This is a genomic window from Lysobacter sp. Soil_C_15 (genome assembly GCF_057657315.1).
In genome coordinates, this window is the sequence record NZ_JBDGIR010000005.1 from 116,578 (window position 1) to 137,754 (window position 21,177).

A 21,177-nucleotide genomic window follows, 5' to 3' on the forward strand; every position below is an offset into this window, starting at 1 on the left:
CCGGCCACCCCCCGCAAGCCGTAACCCGGTCGCCGTTTGTTAGACTCGGGGCTCTAATCCGCCCCCCACCTCCGAGGCGCGGCCACGGGGCCGCGAGATCGATGAATCAGCCGCTTGCCAGCTCTTTGCACGACCTGCTCCAGAACGATCCCGATCCGACCGAAACCCAGGAATGGGTCGAATCCGTCCAGGCCGTCATCGCCCGCGACGGCGCCGAGCGCGCCCACCAGCTGCTCGAGGGCATGGTCGAGGTGACCCGCCGCGCCGGCGCCCACCTGCCGTTCCAGCCCACCACCGAATACATCAACACCATCCCGCCGCACCTGGAGGCCAAGAGCCCCGGGGACGCCGCGATGGAATGGCGGATCCGCTCGCTGATCCGCTGGAACGCCATGGCCATGGTCGTGCGCGCCAACCGCAAGCCCGGCGACCTCGGCGGCCACATCGCCAGCTTCGCCTCCGCGGCCACCCTGTACGACGTCGGCTTCAACCACTTCTGGCGCGCGCCCTCGGCCGACCACCCCGGCGACCTGATCGGCATCCAGGGCCACAGCTCGCCCGGCATCTACGCCCGCTCCTTCCTCGAAGGCCGCATCAGCGAATCGCAGATCGACAACTTCCGCATGGAAGTCGACGGCCGCGGCGTCAGCTCCTACCCGCACCCCTGGCTGATGCCCGACTACTGGCAGATCCCGACCGTGTCGATGGGCCTGGGCCCGATCAGCGCGATCTACCAGGCCCGCAACTGGAAGTACCTGGAAGGCCGCGGCCTGCTGCCCAAGTCCGACCGCAAGGTCTGGGCCTTCCTCGGCGACGGCGAAACCGACGAGCCCGAATCCCTCGGCGCGATCTCGGTCGCCGGCCGCGAAGGCCTGGACAACCTGATCTTCGTCATCAACTGCAACCTGCAGCGCCTGGACGGCCCGGTGCGCGGCAACGGCAAGATCATCCAGGAGCTGGAAGGCCAGTTCCGCGGCGCCGGCTGGAACGTCATCAAAACCATCTGGGGCAGCTACTGGGATCCGCTGCTGGCCCGCGACACCACCGGCAAGCTGCGCCAGCTGATGATGGAAACCGTCGACGGCGAGTACCAGAACTGCAAGGCCTTCGGCGGCAAGTACACCCGCGACAATTTCTTCGGCAAATACCCGGAGACCGCCGCGCTGGTCGCCAACCTGTCCGACGACGACATCTGGCGCCTCAACCGCGGCGGCCACGACCCGCACAAGGTCTACGCCGCCTATCACGATGCGGTGAACACCAAGGGCATGCCGACCGTGATCCTGGCCAAGACGGTCAAGGGCTACGGCATGGGCGCCTCGGGCGAGTCGCTCAACCCGACCCACGGCACCAAGAAGATGGACGACGAAGCCGTCCGCCTGTTCCGCGACCGCTTCAACATCCCGGTCACCGACGACCAGCTCAAGGACGGCGCGGTGCCGTTCTACCACCCCGGCGAGAAGTCGCCGGAAGTCGAATACATGCACGAGCGCCGCAAGGCCCTCGGCGGCTACCTGCCGCAGCGCCGGCGCAAGGCCAGCACCTCGCTGGAAGTGCCCAAGCTGGACGCCTTCGACCGCCTGCTCAAGAGCACCGGCGAGCGCGAGATCAGCACCACTATGTCGTTCGTGCAGGCGCTGAACATTGCGTTGAGAGACAAGCAGGTCGGCCCGCGCCTGGTGCCGATCGTGGCCGACGAGGCCCGCACCTTCGGCATGGAAGGCCTGTTCCGCCAGCTCGGCATCTACGCCCCGCACGGCCAGAAGTACAAGCCGGTCGACCGCGACCAGCTGATGTACTACCGCGAAGACGTCACCGGCCAGGTGCTGGAAGAGGGCATCACCGAAGCCGGCGCGTTCGCGTCCTGGCTGGCGGCCGCCACCAGCTACAGCACCAACGACCTGCAGATGCTGCCGCTGTACATCTACTACTCGATGTTCGGCTTCCAGCGCATCGGCGACAGCGCCTGGCAGGCCGCCGACATGCGCGCGCGCGGCTTCCTGCTCGGCGCCACCGCCGGCCGCACCACGCTCAACGGCGAAGGCCTGCAGCACGAAGACGGCCACAGCATGGTCCAGGCCGGCCTGATCCCGAACTGCCGCAGCTACGACCCGACCTTCAGCTACGAAGTGGTGACCCTGCTCCAGCACGGCATGCAGCGCATGCTGACCGAGCAGCGCGACGAGTACTGGTACCTCACCCTGATGAACGAGAACTACCCGCACCCCGACATGCCGGAAGGCAGCGCGGACGGGATCATCAAGGGCATGTACCTGCTCAAGGACGCCGGCAAGCCCAAGAAGGGCGAACTGCGCGTCCAGCTGATGGGCAGCGGCACCATCCTGCGCGAAGCCATCGCCGCCGCCGAGCTGCTGGACAAGGACTTCGGCGTCACCGCCGACATCTGGTCCTGCCCCAGCTTCAACGAACTGGCCCGCGAAGCCATCGACGCCGAGCGCTGGAACCGCGTCAATCCCGAAGCCAAGACCCCGCGCAAGCCCTACATCACCGAACTGCTGGAAGGCCGCCAGGGCCCGGCCATCGCCGCGACCGACTACATCCGCATGTACCCGGAACAGGTCCGCGCCTACGTGCCGATGCGCTACACAGTACTGGGCACCGACGGCTTCGGCCGCAGCGACACCCGCGCCAACCTGCGCCGCCACTTCGAAGTCGACCGCTACTACATCGCCCACGCCGCCATCGCGGCGCTGGCGGCGGAAGGCAAGATGACCGGGAAGGATGTGGCTCGGGCGATCAAGCAGTACAAGATCGATGTGGAGAAGCCGAATCCGCTCGGCGTCTGATCGAATCGCCGGTTAATGTGACAAGCAAGGGCGGCCGCAAGGCCGCCCTTGTTTTTTGCCGGAGGCACTTTTAGTTTTGAACCGTCTGGGCGGCGCACCGGCCGCCGCCGTCAGGGATGTGAACACGATGAACGGACCTCGTCTCGCCATCCGCTTTCGCCTCGCCCTCGTTCTTGCCCTAGGCCTTGCCGCCAGCGGTTGCACCAATGCGGCCGACCCCGCCCTCGTGCACGCCGGCGAACTGCAGCTCGACATCAAGGGCCAGGACATCCTGCCCAGCGCCGCCCGTACCCGCGACGGCCGTCCCTACACCGGCGCCGCCTACGACACCTTCTTCGGCGACAAGCACCCGCGCGAATGCGCCGAATGGGAGGGTCGCTTCCGCGACGGCGCGCCCAGCGGCGAGTTCAAGCTGTACTCGAACTGCGGCGAACTCGACTCGACCTGGCGCTTCGAGCAGGGCCGCTGGAGCCAGATCAAGGAAAAGTAGTCGTATCGGCGCCGGCGGATGCGATATGTAGGGTCGGTGATCGCTGCGACCGACTACATCCGCATTTACCGGGAACGAGTCCGTGTCTATGCGCGACACAGTGCTCGGCACCGAAGGCTTCGGTCGCAGCGACACCCGCGCCAACCTGCGCGGCAACTTCGAGGTCGACCGCTACTACATTGCCCATACGGCTATTGCCGCGGCGGAAGGGAAGATGACTGGGAAGGATGTGACTCGGGTGACCAAGCATTACAAGACTGATATCGAGAAGTCGAATCCCATTGCTGTTAAATGCTTGCTACCACGTTCAGGCATAAAAAAAGGCGAGCGAATGGCCGCCCGTTTTATTTTTTGGTCCCAGACGCACATTTGTTGGAGTCGACTATCGTTGTTGCGTTGATGAAGCAAAGCAAGTGCGCGGAGGATTCTCATAATAGAGCGGACTTGCGTCCGGGCTGTTTTTATGCCACAACGCGCGAAATGACAGCGAGGACGTCCAATGCCTAGCTACATCTTCATTTCTCCGCGTTCCGATCCCGGAATGGGGCATCCACTTACCGATCCGATCATGGGAAGAGGTGTCAGGCCCACCATGGGAACCTGTCGTCCGGATATCCGCCGCTTAGTTCGCCCTGGCGATCAGATATTTGTAATCAGCGGAAGCATGGGGCCTGGTGTGCGGCAGTATGTGGTGGGCGGTATTGAAGTGGGATCTAAGTTGATTGATCAATTAGCTGCGTATGAAAAGTACCCTGAGCATCGTCTCGATTTTAACGGGCGTATAAAGCACGGGAATATTATCGTGACCGCGGCTGGAAATCAGGATCCTAGAGACAGGCACTCAAATTTTGATCGTCGAATAGTGAATTATATAGAGGGTAGGAGTCAGGTTGTTCTGGAGACTCAGAAAGAAGTGAGTCTGGGGCGGGAGCATAGTGCAAATATTCTCGCGAGGATTTTTGAAAAGCCCAAAGGGAGTAGTATCCGCGAGATAATTGGGCGTCACCGAAAGATGACTGAATTGCAGGCAAACACTCTCAGGGACGCCTTGCGTGAATTGAAGCGAGAGGCGCGACGGTGATAAGAATCGCCGATCAGCTTAGAGGGAAGAAGGTTTCGTGGGGCAGAATTGCGAAACGTTCGGGCATTCCTCTTCCTAGAATTAATGAAATAGTAGGAGGGGCGCAGGCCAATTTATCCGAAGTTCGGAAAATATCGGAAGCTCTTAAGCTTCCTCTATCCAGCCTGTTGCAGGGTGAGGGTGATGTCCGCTCCATAGATTTGCTTTTTCGCCAGAATCTATATTCGAGCGGTGATCCATTTAATCAGTATCAGCTTATTGGCTCTCAAATACGCGATATTATTTCAGTTGTAGGTAATATTAATTATGGCGCGAGGGGGGTAAGGGAATTTCAAGGATTCGCCGCGTTAGCGGCCGGGCCGGAGTTGCTGGCGGAATACTTTAGACAGACTACCCAATTGGGTGATCTCGACCCCGCTCTGCATCTGTCTCGCATTGCTAGCGAAGATTTAGGGGTCATCATCGCATTCAACCGAGATTCGACTGTTGACGGCGTCTCTGCTATAGCAGACGGTCAGGCCGTAATTTTGTTAGGGCTGCGCACTTTCAAGCCAAGAATGCTCTTTACCCTCGCACATGAGCTAGGGCATTTGTTTGCACATCATGGCGTAGATCAAAATTTTGCTGTAGTAGACGACCATGGGGTGGGCGACATAAAGCCGCCTAAGAAAAAAGAAGAGAAATTTGCGGATGACTTCGCTTCAGCGTTGCTGTTGCCGCCTGCTGGAGTGCTGCGGCTTCTGAATTTCGTCAGGGATAAATACCAAGTATCCGGACCACTCGGTGATATAGAAATTCTAACTCTGGCGCGATTTTACGGGGTTAGTTTTGAAGTTGCCGCACGTCGATGCGAGCAGCTTGAATTGTTGCCGAAAGGTGGGGCTTGGGCCTTGTATCAGACCCTATGTGGCCAGCACGGGAATCCCGAGCGACGCGCAGAGCAACTTGGTCTTTCCGCTAGACCAGAAATTGAGATAGGTACTTCGGCGTCACTGCTCCAAAGAGCAGTGGAAAAAGTGAAAGCGGGAGATCTTTCGATAGGAAGAGCAGCGGAACTACTTAATGTTCCCGCTGCTTTGCTTATGGCGACCAACTCAAGGACGTGATTGTGAATCTTGTGCTGGATGCCTCGACATTTCTTAATTTAATAAATGGCGAGGTTTTGCTCAAGGTGCTTAAGCTGCGCGGATTTTGTTTTTTTATTAGCAAGGAGGTTCGTCGCGAATCTAGGAGCGCTTCTGGAATAATTTCTGAGCTTGATGGTTGTGGGGTTCTTAGCGAAATTGATGACACAACAATAGATGCCGCGTTGTTTGAAACGCGGGCTAGTTTGTGGAACTTGGGTGCTGGTGAAACAGAGTCCATTATGGCGGCTCAACTGCTTGGTCATTCAATAGCTTGCGATGACCTGGCGGGAAGAAGAGTTGCCGCCGCGCAGTTAGGGGCAGAGAGACTTACTGGCTCGGTGGGCCTGCTTCGTCGCGCGGTGGAGCAAAAACTCATCACGGAAACCGAGGCGTGGGAAGCCTATCGCTTGATGAGAGAGCGTGGTGGATTTCTTCCCGATCTGGCTGCTGATTTTTTTTCTATATAGTTTCGGGTCTAAAGCCCAGTTTGTCGTCTCGCAGGGGATTGACGGCAAGTCTTGAAAGCTTGTCCCTGGCTGCGTGGAACGGATTGCTGATGGTCTTTTTCACCGCCCCCGGGGATCGGAACTTGGCGCCGCAGAATAAGCAGTTATGGTCAATGTGCGGTGTAAACGCCAGCTCCCCAATGTCGAAATGATCATGCCCGCAGGCGCTGCAGCTTAGAGACGTAATGCGGTTCTCTAGGTGTGGCATAGATTTTTGTGCCATATAGTATCGAATCTGTGTGGCGTCTAATCTCAGATCATCAATGACGATCTCTGAAAATGTGCCGTCTACATCGGGCATTGCTTTAGAATTTTTGTATCCATGAAAATGTATACCGCTCTTTTCGGATTGAGCTCCGGTCCATAATATTGCTGGATTTGAACCCCATATCTGCACGCCGGCTGGGAATTGTTCCTGTCGAACGACGGTGGGCAGTGCTGTGGAAATTACTTTATGGTGTTTGTGGCCAAGCACGTCGCGAACTAGCGATATTGGGTTCCCAATAGCATCTTCGTTGTCGCTAAAATAACGACCACAACCGTGACATAAATGCCTCTTGTGTGGGTGGACTGCAAACCAGTCGCGGTCTAAATGAGGTGTGTGGCACCTTGGGCATTCAATGTACTTTGTCTCAAATCCAAATATTCCCGAGATCATGTAATTTATAGCGTCTATTTCATTGACGGCCATGCTTCTCGCGGATAGCAAAGATGATTGTACTGGTACGATAACTTTTCGATATGTTTGATCTATCTCTTTTTTTTGGTCTTTTTTTGACCTTGCGTGAATATGTATCCCTCGATCTATGGGCAAGGTAGTTGTGTCATATGCAGGAGGGACTGCGCCCCAGATAGCCACACCGCCGCCGTACTGGCTAGGTATGAGCTCAAAGGTCTCGCTTTCATCTATTACCTCATCGTGAGCTGCCGCGCATTCCGGGGCGGCGACCCCGTACTTCGCTGTTGCATCAGCTGAATGAGTTATGCACCAGTACCTGTAGCCGCCGTCCCTTCTTTTGTTCACCTGGACGATGTTGCACGACATACCCCCTCCGTGGATATCGAGCGCTAGCTAGCTGGTTCTTCGCCTTATCGCACTCTCGATGGCACATTTCAATAACCGTTTGTCAGATGTGGCTTCATGATGTTGACTTCTGTACGGTGTGCATGAAAGTTGGAATTTCGCTCCGTCAATTACGATTATCGTAATTACGATAATCGTAATTGACGGAGTGCTCGGCAGGCATATTCTTTGCTAGTTGAATATTTTCGCTGGCAGAAGGAGCTGGGCATGTCTATGGATTTGCCGCAAGAAACGGCCGCCGTCCGCATCAATCGCTACGAAAAGGCCGTCCACGACGCCGGTCTGGCCACCGCGCGCCGCATCGCGCAGTCGCTGGGCGTCCCGCTCGCCTTCCTCTACGCCGACACCGACGTGCTGGCCGAGGCCATCCTGACCCTGGGCCTGCTGTCCAAGTCCGAGCAGCGCAAGGCCGTGGCCGACCTCAAGGCCCGGCTGGCCCAAGCCGGCGCCTCTGCCGAGAAGGGCTGAGGCACCGATTGCATCGGTGCTGGCTGTCGGCAGCAGACGACTGTGCTTTTGCCCCGCCTCAGCCGCTGACCTAAGCTGCTTCGCGATCGCGAGGCGGCTGTCAGGGAGGGCGAAACTATGAGTAGCGCCGATGTTTTCAGGGCCTGCACGGCATGGCTCGCGTTCCTGCTTCTCTCGACCCAGGCCGCTTCGGCCGCGCCGCCGGATAGCGACGCCGCCCGGGTTCAAGCGCGGCCCAGTGTAGGCATCGACGACTTTCTGCGCTGGCCGCTGCAAGGGCCGCAGGGCTACGATCGGGTGCTGCGCGCTCTATTGGCGCTGTATTCGTCTACTACCGGCCACCAAGACCCGCCGGAGGTGTACAGCCGTAGCCCGGTCGGGCTGGCTGATGGCTTCGTTGCGGCTGGCGTACAGATCGACAACCGATACTGGCATCGCCCGGTGGCGTCGATCTTCGTCGCCGACCGGCCGTGCTACCCGATGCAGCGCGCTGCGGCGCTGGCCGGCCTTCGCTGGCACGCGTCAACGGCACCGGGTTCGGCGCCGCGCAGCTTCAGTGCGCGCCGCAACGACATGGAGCTGACGCTCACCGAGTCCGCCGCCCAACCGCATTGTCTGGGCGACATCAGCTTCCTGCACTTGAAGACCGAACGACGGCAGCCGCTTTATCGGCTTAGCCAAGCGTCCGAGTACCCGGACTTGACGCCCGAAGCGGTGGGGCATAGGGCGCTGCGGCTGTTGGATGGACTGGACACGATGGAGCAACTGTCGCTCGATCACGTCATCGCCCAAACCGGCCTGCCGTTGAGGTACGCGCCCAAGGGCAAGGTCCATGCGTTCACGGTGCAGATGCCCGATTCGCCCTGGTACTACGGCCTCAACTATCGCGACGGACAGGGTAGGGCGGTGGAACTCGAATATGCCTATGCCGGCGACACCCAGCCCAAGGGGGCGCCCCTGTGTCCCCTGACGGTCGATGAGGTCGCAAAGCGGCTCAAGGACGATGGCTTCACTCCATGGATCGACGTGGACGAGCTTGGTCGGAACTTGGCCTATTACTTCGAACGCACGCCGCTCATCGTCCGATTGGTTCCGGGCCCGAGTGCGCCCGGCAGCACGGCTGGAACGTCCAAGTCTTGCCTGGCGCAACTGTTGATTACGGCGAAGGGCCAGCCATGAAGTCGTTGGCGATTCCCCGTGGTAGCGTCATTGCGCTGCTGCTGTGTTCGATGATGGCAAGCGCCTGCGCGTACGCCCCGAAAGACAAGAGAGCTACGGGGGCCTTCGACCCGATGCCGGCCGATACTTACAGAATCAGTCAGGCAAGTGAGTATCCCGAACTGACAGCCGAGGAAGTCGGACGACGTGTCCTGAATCTCGTCGACGGGCTTGAGTCGATGGACGAGCTTTCGCTGGAGCAGGTGATTGCGCGAACCGGAATGCCGCTCAAGTACGCTCCGGCTGGCAAGGTGTACGCCTTCGCCGTAGAGCTGGCCCAGGACGCTGGGTTCTACAACGTCATCTATCGTGACAAGGGCGGGCGGCGCTTCGTCGAAATACGCTACGAGGCGCCTGACAACCCGCGGACGGCTGACGCATTTCCATGCGCACTGGGTGCGACCGCGGTCGCGGAGCGTCTGAAGGCCCTGGGCTATGGCATGACCACCGACGTCGACGAGATGGGACGCACGCTGGAACATGTCTTCAGTCGAAACGAAGTGCGCGTTCGGGTCGTGCCGAGTCGGCACAGCATGCCCAGTCCGCTCGGAATAGATTCCTGTGTGGAAGTTTTGACCATTCAGTCGAAAGATTGATGGATGGTGGGCGCCTCAGCGGAACCTACAAAATTCCGTCTTGCCAGTCTCGAAGTGTGCTTATTACCGCGGCGCGCTACTCCTGGTTCTCTGTCAGTTGCAGCAGGGTTCCCGTATGCTCGCCACATCTGCAAAGCGAACGGTGCATGGAATGCGCAACTTTGAGTTTCGTCGCTTTGAACCGTCGGGACGGGTTGTCGGCCGAGCATCGCGATCGCTATTAGCGGCGGTGGCGCTTCTTGTACTAGGCAGCGCGTGCGCGCACGAGCCCAAAGTCAACCCATCCGTGCCTCCGAAGGAGCCGCACGACATGGCGTCGACCGAGCCTTTCCGGCCCAGTTCCCCCTCCGAGTATCCCGAGCTGACTCCGCTGGAGGTCGGCAATCGGGTGCTTCGGTTATTGGACGGCTTGAAAACCACCGATGGTTTGACCGTTGACGAAGTAGCAGCCAAAACCGGGCTTCCGTTGAAGTACGACCCCCGCGGCAGGGCCCATGGACTCATCATCAAGCTCCCGGACTCGCCCTGGTTCTACAGTGTTATCTATCGCGGCGCCAATCCACCCATAGCGGTCGAACTGAACTATGCGCACGACGGCGATACCCCGCCTGCCGGTGAGCCGCTGTGCGGCTTGGAGTTGGACGTGGTCGCCAAGCAACTGAAAGATGACGGCTTTATGATGCGTGTAGATGTGGATGAGATAGGCCAAACGCTGGCCTACACCTTTCGCCGCGACCGCGTGGATGTCATGGTCGTGCTCGCGCCGGGGGCGCCAGGGGATCAGGCCGCTGCGCCGCGTTTGTGTGTCGGTCATTTGATGATCACTTCGGCAGATTGAGCATGGCAGGGATGAATCGGCAGCTGGATGCTGCAGTCGACGCGTTCGCGGCACAGCCTGGGGTGGCGCCTGTTCAAGTCGAACGGCTGCGTCGAGTTTTGCAGGGGTATCAGGCGCTGCTCAGAGGCTTGAATGACGCCGTCAAGCAGGGGGCCCTGCGTTCCTTCCCGCTTGACCCAAGCTGGGAGGGACCGATTGGCCACACGGATATCGCCAGCGGAACTATGCGGCTACCGTTTGGTGCCCTCTCGTCGTCAGATCACGGCACAGGTTCTTCAGTGCATACAGCGCTAAAGCTTTAGGAAATGTCGCTGCGCTTCGGCAACAGCGACTACGTGGATAGCCAAGGTCGAACTACGCGCGTATCCCAGGAGATGGTCAGCAACTTGCAGCAGACCTTCATGTGCCTCTCGAGCCGGCAAACGACATAGATCCCGTAGTCGCCAAGTCCATTGGCCCGACTCAGCCCGCACATCCGGACCGCCAGTTGTACGGGCAAGTCCGCGACTTAGTCCGCGTCCAGGGCAAACAGCACGGCCGGCAATGGGGTCAGGCCAGCGAGCGCCTTACCGCCAGCCTGCTAACCCTGTCGAAGGAGGCCGGACTGACCCGCGTCGACCACGTAGTATTCAGCGCCCGCACGGATCGTGTCGCCGCCGGCGAAAACGTATTTGTCGTGCAAGGCCGGCTGGACGACCCTGCCTATGTCCGGACGCATATGAAGACCGAAAAGGCCACGCGCATCCCGGAAAGCGCCTCGTTCGCCAAGGTAGAGGCGCTGAAAGAGCGTACCGTGGGGCAAGCCCCGAACCCGGTGCAAGTCAGGTGCAGGATGATCTGGTCCGAGGGCGATCGATCGGCCGTTAGCCCCTGCGGCAGAGCTATGGCCAGTGGGCAAATGGCCCGCTATGCTGCGACCCGCCTCGCCAGGTGCACGCAACCATGAAATTCTTTGGCTACGAAATCGAAGACCGCAACGCAGACGAAGCCCGCCTTCTCGGGCTTGCAGAAGTCAGTCTTGTGGCTACTCCGGATGAGTTCAGGCGCATCGCCGCATTCCTTCGCGACGCGGCCGATACCATGGAGCGCATGGGCGATGCCTACGACCACGAGCACCTGGGGGATCGCCAACCGGGCTTCGACGATTCGCCGCATCTGATCGTGGCGCGGGCGAGATAGTGGTAATCGCGGTGGAGGCCGAATGCCTTGCAGGCGGTGTCTGGAAGCGGGGTAGGCGGGCCCATTGGTCCGGCTATGGGCGAGTTGCTTTCGGGCCGGCCATCGATGTGGCTGACACGCTAACAGGCCGGTGGCCAAAAACGATGCGAGGTGGATGCATGAAGCTCAGGGGCTACAGCGTAGAAGATCAGGATGCGGACGACGTCCGGCATGCCGACTTGGCGGAGATCAATATGTGGGCCAGCCCGGACGAACTCCGCCGCATCGCCGCGTTCTTGAGCCAGGCGGCCGACGCCATGGATCGCATGGGCGATGCCTACGACCATGAGCACCTGTCGCACCGTCAACCAGACTTCGACGACTCGCCGCACTTCGTCGTGATGCGGTCACGATAGGTCCAGAACGTATTGGCTTCGCTGATTCACGGCCTCCGGCCGGGCCAGGTTGTTGCTCAGGGGGGAGCATGGGTGATTCAAGCTCACTGAAGCGGGAGATCCGCAAGCGCTTGTTCCGCGCGGCAGCCCGTGTAGGGGACGCGACCGTCCTGTATGGCTTGCGTTGGTGCCGGCGCTGCCGCGGCGTAGGTGACGTGTGCGTCGAGCGCTCCGACGGAGCCAAACACCGGGCAGCCTTTGAGATGTGTTCTGAGTGTGCGGGCGAGGGCATCGTTACCGACGGCGATCCACCTCAGCCCTGAGGCGAGTGATCGCTGCTGTGCGCTCTCGGGGTTTCGGCAATCTCGATCGACCCCACGCATTCGGGCTTGGCCGCATCCGGCGAGAACGTCACCGACATGCCGCGCCCGGTCGCCAGGTAGATGCCGGTGCGCCGGTAGTAGTCGAGCTGGGACGGATCGGGCTGGGTCAGCGATAGCGCGAGTTGCAACGGTACGCAGGGCGCAGTTGCGAACTCGGCCATCAGATGGCGCCCGTCTTCCAGCCGCAGATAACGCTTTACGACGTGTCCGTCCCGCAGCGTCACCGCTGCCTGCTGAGCCGTGCGTTCTGTGGCCGAAGCAGAAGCGGATGCCGGAAAGCGCCGCTGTAGCGCGCGGTCCAGCCGGTCGAAGCCGCCCGGGCCTTCGGTCAGCGGCAGAGTGAAGAAATCTTCGACCCGGTCGCCGGCGTTGGAGTCGGGGGTCGGGTGGCCGGCCGACATGGCGCAAGCAACGAGCAGCAACGGAACAAAGCACATTGCCAGGCGGCATCTGGGCGCTTTCATCGTCTTCTCCTTGACCAGGCACTCAGATTAGCATTCCCGTGTGGATGCCAGGCAGGTGATGACATGGACAGTAGAGACAGCAATGTCAATAGCGCGCGCGATGCGGAGTTCCTGACGGGGCACGTCGAGTTCCAGGGATTACCTGCGAGGATGCAAGGGTGGATTCTTCACTCTTCTCACGCCACCGAAGACTTCGCGAGGTTCTTCGAGAAGGGCGGCTTCGTCGAACCGAAGGACAAAATCGGGCTGCCGTACTATCACCCGACCGAACCGCCTCGAATCGTCGTGGACAAGGCAGCATTTAACTCCCTGCATGGGCCTCTAGCTAAGCAAAGCATCGAAGCCGAACTGGCGATGTTCACCACCCTGGCGCACGAAATCGGCCACGACAAGTTCAACCCAGGGGTAAAGCCATTTCGCGGTGACTCGGCCGAACAGTACGTGCAGTACCGTGCCCAGTTGGAAGCCAGCGCCGTTTTCAATGCGTTTCCGATCTTCAACGACCTGAAAGGCCACGAGGAGTTTCAGCCGCGCTGGAGCCAGTTGGGCTATGGCCAAGGCGGCGGCCTGGGAACCGCCGCGGTTCATCTGGAATGGAGCAAAGGCAATCTGACAGATGAGCAGGCGATCACCCAACTTGCGGCGCCCATTCCTAACTTTCCCTATACGCGGGGCGAGCCGCTGCAGGATCAGAACGCCGATGGCGTGTTGACCCAGCGGGATGCCTATCTACGCGACTATCAAGCGTTACTAAAGGCGGGCCAGAATCGAGAAGGCGCTGTGATGGGTTTCCCCGGCGAACAAGCCGCACCGGCCAAGCTTAGCTCGCCTTCGAACCCTGCCCATCCAGACCACAATCTCTACACCCAGATCGCCGGCCACGTCCGCGCCCAAGACCAACAACACGGCCGCCAGTGGGATCAAACCAGCGAGCGCCTTACCGCCAGCCTGCTGGCTCTGTCGAAGGAGGCTGGACTGACCCGCGTCGACCACGTGGTATTCAGCGCCCGCACCGATCGCGTTGCCGCCGGCGAAAACGTCTTCGTCGTGCAAGGCCGGTTGGACGACCCCGCCCATGTCCGAGCGCATATGAAGACCGAAGAGGCCACGCGTACCCCGGAAAGCGCCTCGTTCGCTAAGCTCGAGGCGCTAAATGAGCGTGCCCTGGGGCAAACCCCGAACCCCGTCCAAGGGCAGGTGCAAGACGATCCGGTTCGAGGGCCATCGCTCGGGCGTTAGTGGGTATGGTCTGTAACGGTCGCATCCAGTCCAGATCCGCGATGCGGCTCTGGTCCGCGTGACTGATTAGGCCTCAACCGGATAGCGCATGAGCAGCGCTTGGGTCAGAACCCCAACCTGAGCCGGAGTGAGCGGCGTTGCGCCAGGGCGCGTGTCCGCCATGAAATGGGCGCCCCGTCCTGAGGGGTTGAATACGCGTACGCCCTCTTCCGGCAAGCGAGGGCTGTCGATCCACCAGCCCGGAAGCGCGACCGCTGCTCTCACGGGCACAGTGATGTTCATCTGGCGAAGATGAGCAGCCAACCAATCTGCCTGCTGCCGTGCCTGGGTGATGGCCTTTGTATTGACGTGGTCTGGAAAACGTAGGCGCTCACCGTCGTAGGTGACTTTGAAATGGTCTTTACTGCCGTTCTTGGGCGGCTTGCGCACCGACTTGGTCTCAACTACGAACACCGCGTGGCGACCGATAACGACGTGGTCGAGGTTAAAGGAATCGCAGGGCACATCGTGCAGCACCGTCGATCCTAGGCCGATCAACCGGTTTAGCTCCTGCGCGACGAACATCTCGGCCTTCAGCCCGTCCATCGCGCGACGCCGCGCGTTGCCGCTGACGATGACACGTCGCAAGGACAGAGCTGCCATCAGCAGGAAAGCGATCAGAAACAGAGCCTCGGTGAGTCCAAATTTCGCTTCGCTCCACTCAACCCGCGGCATTGCCCACGCGGCGAGAAAATAAGGGCCAAGAAAAAATAGGGCGATCAGGCCGCCTAGTATCGAGTCGTTATGGTCTTCAATCCGCTTGCGCAACTGCTCGCCAGCCCCATGGATACGACGGTCTGCCAGTGGAGACCGTCGGCCTTGGCGGTCGCGCCACCATTTGTAAGCCAAAAGTACTCCCAACGTGAGCAGCGTTGGGACAAAGATGGATGCAGCAACCACGAGAATGAGAAGGATCGAGTTCATCAGACATCCGTATCTGTTTCTGGCCTACCAGCGCAGGCTCTTACATGACGCGATGGATGACAAGAACGGCCAGCTCAAACTGAGTAAGAAGATCGTTTCGGCATGGTTTGGGCTTCGAGCATGGCGCTTCACGGGGGGCGCGGGTGGGCTGATGCCAACCACTTATTGCTTGGGCTAGCACCGCGGCCGACAGCGAGTTGGCGCCAATCGCTCCATGGTCTCAGGGCCGCGGCCATCGGGGCGGTGGTCAGGCTTGGGGTCGGTCGAGTGGGCGCCGCAACTTTGGATTCTCCTAATGTGTTTTCTTAGGCAGAATGCATTCCCATGCGCTATTGGTGGGTCAACCAAAACCAAACCTTCGAGCACGAGCTGCGTGGCGACTACCTGTGGTCGCCCAAGCGCAAGCGTAACGGCCACCGCAACCCGTTCTATGAGTACATGCGCGAGGTCGCGCCAGGGGATGTGGTGTTCTCGTTTGTCGAGGGCGCGATTGCGGCCATAGGGATAGTCGCGTCCCACGGCTACGAGGCCCCCAAGCCACTGGAGTTCGGTCAGGTAGGCGCCCATTGGGACCAGATAGGCTGGCGGGTCGATGTCCGCTTTCGCCGGCTGGGGCTGGCCTCGATTAGGCCGGCTGAGCATATGGCCCGGTTGGCGCCGTTGCTGCCATCGCGCTACGCACCCCTGCGCGCCAACGGCCATGGTCTGCAGAGCATCTACCTCACCTTGCTATCCGAGCCGTTTGCACTGGCCTTGGCCGACCTAATCGGCCGACCTGCCCATGCCCTCATCCAAGAGCGGCGCTTGGCCGATGCCGCGGACGTGCCAGTCGGGCAGGGGTTGGCTGAGTGGGAAGAGCACCAGATTGCCACGGTTCGGGATGACATTGCGCTACCGCCCACGCAGAAGCAGGCCCTGGTGCTGGCCCGTCGCGGTCAGGGTGTTTTCAAGCAGCGAGTGATGCAGATCGAGCAACGCTGCCGATTGACCGGCGTAGATCGTATCGAGCACCTTCGTGCCAGCCATTGCAAGCCTTGGCGCGACGCCGATAACCGCGAGCGCTTGGATGGTGAGAACGGTTTGTTGCTGACACCTGATGCCGACCACCTGTTTGATCGCGGGTTTCTAAGCTTTGATGACGAAGGGCGGGTGCTGATCTCGCCTGTCGCTCACCGACCGTCGCTGCAACGTATGGGCCTTGCCTTGGATGCGCTGCCGAGCGCGCAAGCTTTCACCAGTGGTCAGCGTGTCTATCTTCAGTTTCATCGCGATAACGTCTTTCTGAAGGCCGCACTCAGCGACTGACATCGGCGCTGAATCACTTTGGAAGTGTGTGTTTTCAAGGGCGTATTCTTCGCGAAGTAGCGCGCATGCTGGCGCCTTCCAGGTCGAAGACGCGCAACTCCCGGTATCGCGTAGCCGCCGGCATGGGGTTCAGGCAGAATGCGGGCGGGTGGCGGAGTTCGAGGCGACGCTAGCCAACAAAGCCCCGACAGCATAAGGAGCATGCAATGCAGATAACGCGATGGGCGGTCGCCGCGGCATGGCTAGCGATGGCGCTTGTGCCGAGCGACGGGCTTGCCGCTGGTCCTCAAAAGGTGACCTATCCCAAAGAGCTGCTAGGGGTTTGGGATCTGACGCTGGGACAAGATCAATGCAAAGTCACGGATGAGGGTGGCGACGCTAGATTCGAGGTCACGCCGACCCGGCTAAATGGCTATGAGGACTGGTCCGAGCCGCTGAGCGTGGTCCTTATCTCGCACAAGCCAAAGGCCTGGCGGATCAAGTCCCGGTTGCACATCTACGAAGACGCACACGACCATTACGAGATCTATTCGCTGTCCGGCGGGCCGGATCCAATGCTCGCTGTTACTGATTCGAGCCGCGTTGAAACATATGAGCGTTGCCGCTAGGCGGCTTGAGAGAGGCCGGGCATGATTTTCAGGTGCATCAAGCATGCTGCGCTGGCGCTGGCCTTGTCGGCGGCGTGTGCGGACGCGGCCGCGGTCCGCCCTGTCGTCGCTGCTGCGGCGACGCCGACCACGGCGGCGGCAGCGGAGGAGGACTGCTTTTCCACCCGCGAGCTCGCAACGCGCGAGCAGTGCTTCTCCAAGATGTCCGATGACGAGATTGCCGAGTGCGAGCGCATACGGCTGTTCGCATGTAGGCCTTATCGCGAGATGTATCGCTTGGATGAGGAGCTAGCCGCCTTGCAGCGCGAGGCCTTGGCCAGCGTGCGCAAGCGCTTCGCGTCTTATGTGGACGGCGATCCGGCTTATCTGGACGACCTGGCCGATTACCTGGCCAAGTCGGGTCAGGCCTGGGCGCAGTTCCGCGACGTGGATTGCCTGCTGGAACCGCTCGCGCAAGGCATGTCGCGGCGCGAAGCCGAAAACCTGACCGAAGCCTGCCGTGCCGAGCGAACCCGGGCGCGTATCGCTCAACTGCGGAGTTTGTTCTTTCCGGGGGAGCGGTAGTCGGCGCTGGTTGGGGGAGGCAGGGGGACCGGACCGATGGACCGCTGGCGCGGCGACAAGGAGATCGATGTGGCGAGCAATGGAACGGTGTTTTCGTGTGCGGTGGGTGTTGCCGCACTGGCTTGCGTGGTGGCGTTGCACGCCCATGCGGGCCAGCACGCGGAGTTCGCCGGCGACTGGGTGTATTCCACTTCCTGCCGCTTCGGCCACTTCGTCAATATGGAGATCACCCAGCAGGGCGCCAAGATCGCAGGGACCTGGGCCGACGGCAGTCGCGTGCGCGGTTGGAATGGTGAGCTGCAGGGCGACGTGCGCGATGGGCGGGCCAGTCTGCGCCTGTGCACGCAGGACGACGCGAAGCCGGACTACGCTTGCCCGAACTTCGGTCAGGAGGCGGGCTATCTGCAGCGGTCCGGGCAGACGCTGTTGTGGTTCAGGTCGTCGTACATGGCGGAGCCGTACGCCGTGCTGGTGCCTGCGGGCAGCGAGGCGGACCGGGACCACGGCGAGGGCGATTGCCCGGACGAGGGCTAGCGACGCGTTTCGATCGCCGCGACACGCCGCCGTGGCGCGAAAGGCGCTGAAGTTCGGCATTCGGCGGCCGCCGACGTCAGGACGGGGGCGCCCGCGGCGCCCCCGTCCATCGCAGGGCTACCGACCGCCGCGGTCGGCGCTGCCGACTTCGATCACGACGGCCGCGGCGCGGTCGGGCGGGTGCCGCCGTTGGCGCGTTCCGCGACGCCCGGGTTCCAGGCCAGGGTGCTGGCGTTCTTCAGGTGCGCGACGATGCCGTCGACGATCGTGTCGAGCAGCGGATGCGGCAGGTCGTGGCCCATGCCTTCGACGCCGTTCTGCGGGCCGCCCAGCCATTGCGCGCCGGGAATGGCGTCGCGGGTGGCGCGGCCGCCGGAGACGTTGATCAGCGCGTCTTCGTTGCCGTGGACGACCAGGGCCGGCAGGGTCAGGGCCTTGAGCGCCTTGGTGCGATCGCCGGCGAGCAGGATCGCACCGACCTGGCGCGCGCCGCCGCCGGGGTGAAGCGGGGCGCCGGTCGGGCCGACCGAGCGGTCGTAGGCGGCTTCGGCCAGCGCGCGGCGGCGTCCGGCTTCGGCGGCGGCGTGGGTCTGCGAGCCGATCAGGTTGTACAGGCCGAACACGTGCTCGATCGCCGCATCGCGGTCGCTCGGCAGCGGCTTGAGCAGGGCTTCGATCACGCCGGGCTGCGGGTGGCCGACCAGGAGGCTGCCGGTGGTGCTCATGATCGAGCACAGGCTGCGCGCGCGGTCCGGATAGTCGATCGCCAGCCGCTGCGCGATCATGCCGCCCATCGAGGCGCCGATCACGTCGGGGCGGTCGATGCCGAGGTGGTCGATCAACTGCACGGCGTCCTTGGCCATGTCGGCCAGGCGGTAGCCGTCGGCCGGCGGTTCCCCGGTCCGCCAGGTGGTCAGGCCGCTGTCGCGGTTGTCGAAGCGGATCACGTAGTGGTCGGCTTTCAGCTTGTCGACCAGTTCCTGCGGCCAATGGATCAGCTGCGAATTCAGGCCCATGATCAACAGCACGGGCGGGTTCGACGGGTCGCCTTCGACGCGGTAGCACAGCTTCACGTCCTCGAGCTCGACGAACTGGTCTTGGGATTTGACGGCCATGACGGTTCTCCATGAGGGGCATCTAGGGGGAATGCACATGGATCGGCAGCGTGCGGCGTGCTGCGACTCGCGCGCGCTCATCGCCGGTTGCGGGCAGCCGCGCCCGTGTCGCCTGGGCAGGCGACCAACGACGACAAGGTCAGTGCGCGAGCCCGCCGCCTGGAGCTGATCGACACGGCATGCGGCGGGTGCTGCCCGATATACGCTCGCTTCGGCTGCGATTCCGAGACGGCGTAATCGGACTTCGCCACAGCGCGAAAGGATCACCGAAGCTAACCGATATGCACCGACGCTAACGGCCGCTGCGGCGTTTTTTCCGAGTGCTCGCACACCCGCCGCGCGCGTCGCGTCGCGATTGCGGCGTGAGACGCCCGGCCAGGTCGCGACGATTCGCGCAACGCGCGCTGCGTTCCGCGCCGGCTTGCGCAGCGCCGGTCGGCGGACGGCCCCGGGCGGATGCGCGACCGCGTTCCCGCTTCCGTGCCTGCCTGCCGCTGCGACGCTTTTGCGCCCGACGGAATCCTTGCTGTTCAACGCACACCGAGGAATCCGCATGTCCCGCGCGCCCGTCGCCTTGCTTTGCCTGTGCTTGCTCGCCAGCCCGGCCGCCGCCCAGCCGGCCGAATGCACGAAGTTGAACGCGAACTCGCAATTGGCCCGGGCGCGCGGCGCCGTGCTGGTCAGGCACGGCGACGAACGCTACCTGCTGCGCCTGGCCAAGGAGTGCGACAGCGTGGCCAGCGCGCGCCATCTGCGCATCGTCACCGGCGATGCCGAGCACCTGCTGTGTCCGCAGGGCAGCGAAGTGGCCAGCCCTTCGCGCCGTTGCGCGGTGACCTCGGTCGAGACGATCGACGCCGCCGAGTTCGAGCGCGCCCGGTTGCATCGCTACTGAGGCTCGCCCGCGTTCTGGCGGAACGACGTTCGGCGGACTTGTTGCAGGCGCGCTGCTGGCGGTCGGCAGGATGTGCCTACAATGCCGGCGAGCCGCCCGTGCGCGGCTGCCCACAAGGCCCGAAACGCAAGGACGACGATGCGACAAGCGACGGTTCGAACCGGCAGCGGCCGGGACATCCTTGCTGGTGCCGGCGGGCGCCGCCGGGGCGCCGCGATCGCGCTGATCCTGGCTGTCGTTCTTGTGCCGGCCGCTCACGCGGCGGAGGAGGCGCAGAACTCCGCTGCTGCCAACCGCGACCCCGACTGCATGAGCATCGGCGATACCCGGCAACGCGAAGCCCTGCTTCGCCCGCTGGCCCGACAGCCGCATCGCGGAATGCGAGCGGATGCGGCCGTTCGCCTGCGCGCCGTACCGCGATATGCACCGCCTGGAAGCGCGGCGGCTGAGCGCGGCGCGCTCGCTGATGAACCTGCTGCGCGCGCAGTACGCCAGCTACGTCGAGAACGACCCGGCCTACGTCGACGACCTGTCGGCCTATCTGCGCGCGGACGAACAGGCCTGGGCCGCGGCGCGCGATGCCGCGTGCGCGCTGGACCCCTTCGTTCAGGGCATGGCCCGGCGCGAGGCGCCCGGACTGACCGAGGCCTGCCGAGTCGAGCGGACCCGGGAGCGAGTCGAGGCCCTGGAGGCCAGGAAAGCCGCGCTGCTGCGGGCGGCCGGGGTGGAGTGAGACCGCTGCGGTCGAGCCGACGCGTTGGCTATCGCGGCGGTGCCGAGTAGAACGGAGCAGGCAGCCCAGATGGCGACGTTACCGACCATGATTAGTTGATGAAGGGACAGCGATTCACTTGCGACGATTAACCGATTTCGACGTGCCGCACAAAGCGCTGCAGGATGACGGAAATTGCTAATGATCGGGAGATTTGAGGTATACCGTTGACAACGCCAGCGGGAACAAGGGGGCGGGAATGCATGACAATGCTAAGCGGTGGTCAGAGCGATTCAAGGAAACAACGTTTGATTTCGGCGTTCGATCTGTTGCGGAAGAGGTGTTTCGCATTGCCGAATGGATGACGCTAGCGGCAGCGATAAGCTATGTCGGTGTAAAGTTTTCGAGTGAGATAGCAATCGGTATGTATTATGTGCTTCTGGCGGTGCTTGCGCTGTATATCGGACAGCGCGTGGCTTATTGCGTTAGTGGCATCCTCGGCCAGGAGCGAGTTGCTAGGTACCACTGGTTGGTGCTCGCTGCGTGCGCAGCTCCGTTTTCCGCTGGCTTCTATTGGCTTGCGAAGACCTTGATCGAGGGGCTGGTCAAGGTACAGGCCGGGTAGCC

At 61.8% G+C, this 21,177-nt stretch carries 24 protein-coding genes and 1 pseudogene; 21 read left to right on the plus strand and 4 right to left on the minus strand.

Features of this window, described 5'->3' with window-relative positions; all coding sequences use genetic code 11:
• The first annotated feature begins 101 nt into the window (after positions 1-101).
• The 6 genes and pseudogenes from aceE (AC3A57_RS13265) (at position 102) to AC3A57_RS13290 (ending at position 5,972) form a co-directional block, all read left to right on the plus strand.
• Positions 102-2,807 (plus strand): pyruvate dehydrogenase (acetyl-transferring), homodimeric type, encoded by a 2,706-nt coding sequence (gene aceE, locus AC3A57_RS13265; RefSeq protein WP_487579328.1) that lies wholly within the window; start codon positions 102-104, stop codon positions 2,805-2,807.
• A gap of 226 nt (positions 2,808-3,033) precedes the next feature.
• Positions 3,034-3,297 carry a hypothetical protein gene (locus AC3A57_RS13270; protein ID WP_487579329.1) on the plus strand — a complete coding sequence of 88 codons (264 nt, stop codon included), beginning with the start codon at positions 3,034-3,036 and terminating at the stop codon, positions 3,295-3,297.
• A 30-nt stretch (positions 3,298-3,327) separates the two neighbouring features.
• Positions 3,328-3,586: pseudogene (aceE, locus tag AC3A57_RS13275) on the plus strand (pyruvate dehydrogenase (acetyl-transferring), homodimeric type); the annotation flags it as partial.
• Between the two features lie 210 nt (positions 3,587-3,796).
• Complete coding sequence (locus AC3A57_RS13280; RefSeq protein WP_487579330.1) at positions 3,797-4,378, plus strand: hypothetical protein; 582 nt, start codon at positions 3,797-3,799, stop codon at positions 4,376-4,378.
• Positions 4,375-5,484, plus strand: coding sequence for an ImmA/IrrE family metallo-endopeptidase (locus AC3A57_RS13285; protein ID WP_487579331.1), 1,110 nt, complete (start codon positions 4,375-4,377; stop codon positions 5,482-5,484). The genes AC3A57_RS13280 and AC3A57_RS13285 overlap by 4 nt, the downstream gene beginning before the upstream one ends.
• Before the next feature lie 2 nt (positions 5,485-5,486).
• Positions 5,487-5,972 (plus strand): PIN domain-containing protein, encoded by a 486-nt coding sequence (locus AC3A57_RS13290; RefSeq protein WP_487579332.1) that lies wholly within the window; start codon positions 5,487-5,489, stop codon positions 5,970-5,972.
• Here AC3A57_RS13290 and AC3A57_RS13295 read toward each other — a convergent pair.
• Entirely contained in the window at positions 5,965-7,056 is a 1,092-nt protein-coding gene (locus AC3A57_RS13295) for a hypothetical protein (protein ID WP_487579333.1), read from the minus strand. The genes AC3A57_RS13290 and AC3A57_RS13295 overlap by 8 nt on opposite strands.
• A gap of 246 nt (positions 7,057-7,302) precedes the next feature.
• Between AC3A57_RS13295 and AC3A57_RS13300 the strand changes: the two genes are divergently transcribed.
• The 7 genes from AC3A57_RS13300 to AC3A57_RS13330 all read left to right on the plus strand — a co-directional run bounded on the left by AC3A57_RS13300 (position 7,303) and on the right by AC3A57_RS13330 (position 11,789).
• Entirely contained in the window at positions 7,303-7,563 is a 261-nt protein-coding gene (locus AC3A57_RS13300; RefSeq protein ID WP_487579334.1) for a transcriptional regulator, read from the plus strand.
• 117 nt (positions 7,564-7,680) lie between these two features.
• The gene (locus tag AC3A57_RS13305; protein ID WP_487579335.1) at positions 7,681-8,742 is read left to right on the plus strand and encodes a hypothetical protein; all 1,062 of its coding nucleotides are present in this window, start codon (positions 7,681-7,683) and stop codon (positions 8,740-8,742) included.
• Positions 8,739-9,377, plus strand: a complete 639-nt coding sequence (locus tag AC3A57_RS13310) for a hypothetical protein (RefSeq protein WP_487579336.1) — start codon at positions 8,739-8,741, stop codon at positions 9,375-9,377. Before AC3A57_RS13305 ends, AC3A57_RS13310 begins: the two co-directional genes overlap by 4 nt.
• 310 nt (positions 9,378-9,687) lie before the next feature.
• Positions 9,688-10,215 carry a hypothetical protein gene (locus AC3A57_RS13315; RefSeq protein WP_487579337.1) on the plus strand — a complete coding sequence of 176 codons (528 nt, stop codon included), beginning with the start codon at positions 9,688-9,690 and terminating at the stop codon, positions 10,213-10,215.
• A gap of 403 nt (positions 10,216-10,618) precedes the next feature.
• Positions 10,619-11,161 (plus strand): XVIPCD domain-containing protein, encoded by a 543-nt coding sequence (locus tag AC3A57_RS13320; protein ID WP_487579338.1) that lies wholly within the window; start codon positions 10,619-10,621, stop codon positions 11,159-11,161.
• Positions 11,158-11,394, plus strand: coding sequence for an Imm32 family immunity protein (locus AC3A57_RS13325; protein ID WP_487579339.1), 237 nt, complete (start codon positions 11,158-11,160; stop codon positions 11,392-11,394). Before AC3A57_RS13320 ends, AC3A57_RS13325 begins: the two co-directional genes overlap by 4 nt.
• A gap of 158 nt (positions 11,395-11,552) precedes the next feature.
• Positions 11,553-11,789: an Imm32 family immunity protein gene (locus tag AC3A57_RS13330; RefSeq protein WP_487579340.1), complete on the plus strand. Its 237-nt coding sequence runs from the start codon at positions 11,553-11,555 to the stop codon at positions 11,787-11,789.
• Between the two features lie 292 nt (positions 11,790-12,081).
• On the opposite strand, the gene AC3A57_RS13335 is transcribed toward AC3A57_RS13330, so the two are convergent.
• Complete coding sequence (locus AC3A57_RS13335) at positions 12,082-12,615, minus strand: hypothetical protein (protein ID WP_487579341.1); 534 nt, start codon at positions 12,613-12,615, stop codon at positions 12,082-12,084.
• Between the two features lie 63 nt (positions 12,616-12,678).
• On the opposite strand from AC3A57_RS13335, the gene AC3A57_RS13340 reads away from it, so the two are divergent.
• Positions 12,679-13,854 carry an XVIPCD domain-containing protein gene (locus AC3A57_RS13340; RefSeq protein WP_487579342.1) on the plus strand — a complete coding sequence of 392 codons (1,176 nt, stop codon included), beginning with the start codon at positions 12,679-12,681 and terminating at the stop codon, positions 13,852-13,854.
• 66 nt (positions 13,855-13,920) lie between these two features.
• Here the strand turns inward: AC3A57_RS13340 and AC3A57_RS13345 are convergent, their stop codons facing one another.
• Entirely contained in the window at positions 13,921-14,817 is an 897-nt protein-coding gene (locus AC3A57_RS13345; protein WP_487579343.1) for a nuclease-related domain-containing protein, read from the minus strand.
• A 324-nt stretch (positions 14,818-15,141) separates the two neighbouring features.
• Between AC3A57_RS13345 and AC3A57_RS13350 the strand changes: the two genes are divergently transcribed.
• The 4 genes from AC3A57_RS13350 (at position 15,142) to AC3A57_RS13365 (ending at position 17,828) form a co-directional block, all read left to right on the plus strand.
• Positions 15,142-16,122, plus strand: a complete 981-nt coding sequence (locus AC3A57_RS13350; protein WP_487579344.1) for an HNH endonuclease — start codon at positions 15,142-15,144, stop codon at positions 16,120-16,122.
• Positions 16,123-16,328: 206 nt separating this feature from the next.
• Entirely contained in the window at positions 16,329-16,730 is a 402-nt protein-coding gene (locus AC3A57_RS13355; RefSeq protein ID WP_487579345.1) for a hypothetical protein, read from the plus strand.
• 21 nt (positions 16,731-16,751) lie between these two features.
• Positions 16,752-17,294, plus strand: a complete 543-nt coding sequence (locus AC3A57_RS13360; RefSeq protein ID WP_487579346.1) for a lysozyme inhibitor LprI family protein — start codon at positions 16,752-16,754, stop codon at positions 17,292-17,294.
• Positions 17,295-17,330: 36 nt separating this feature from the next.
• Entirely contained in the window at positions 17,331-17,828 is a 498-nt protein-coding gene (locus tag AC3A57_RS13365; protein ID WP_487579347.1) for a hypothetical protein, read from the plus strand.
• 152 nt (positions 17,829-17,980) lie between these two features.
• Here AC3A57_RS13365 and AC3A57_RS13370 read toward each other — a convergent pair whose 3' ends face one another.
• A complete protein-coding gene (locus AC3A57_RS13370) occupies positions 17,981-18,943 on the minus strand; it encodes an alpha/beta fold hydrolase (RefSeq protein WP_487579348.1) in 963 nt (320 codons plus the stop codon).
• Positions 18,944-19,496: 553 nt separating this feature from the next.
• Here AC3A57_RS13370 and AC3A57_RS13375 point away from each other — a divergent pair.
• The 3 genes from AC3A57_RS13375 to AC3A57_RS13385 all read left to right on the plus strand — a co-directional run bounded on the left by AC3A57_RS13375 (position 19,497) and on the right by AC3A57_RS13385 (position 21,175).
• Positions 19,497-19,838, plus strand: a complete 342-nt coding sequence (locus AC3A57_RS13375) for a hypothetical protein (protein ID WP_487579349.1) — start codon at positions 19,497-19,499, stop codon at positions 19,836-19,838.
• Positions 19,839-20,226: 388 nt separating this feature from the next.
• Complete coding sequence (locus tag AC3A57_RS13380; RefSeq protein ID WP_487579350.1) at positions 20,227-20,571, plus strand: lysozyme inhibitor LprI family protein; 345 nt, start codon at positions 20,227-20,229, stop codon at positions 20,569-20,571.
• Positions 20,572-20,809: 238 nt separating this feature from the next.
• Entirely contained in the window at positions 20,810-21,175 is a 366-nt protein-coding gene (locus AC3A57_RS13385) for a hypothetical protein (protein ID WP_487579351.1), read from the plus strand.
• Positions 21,176-21,177: the final 2 nt, after the last annotated feature.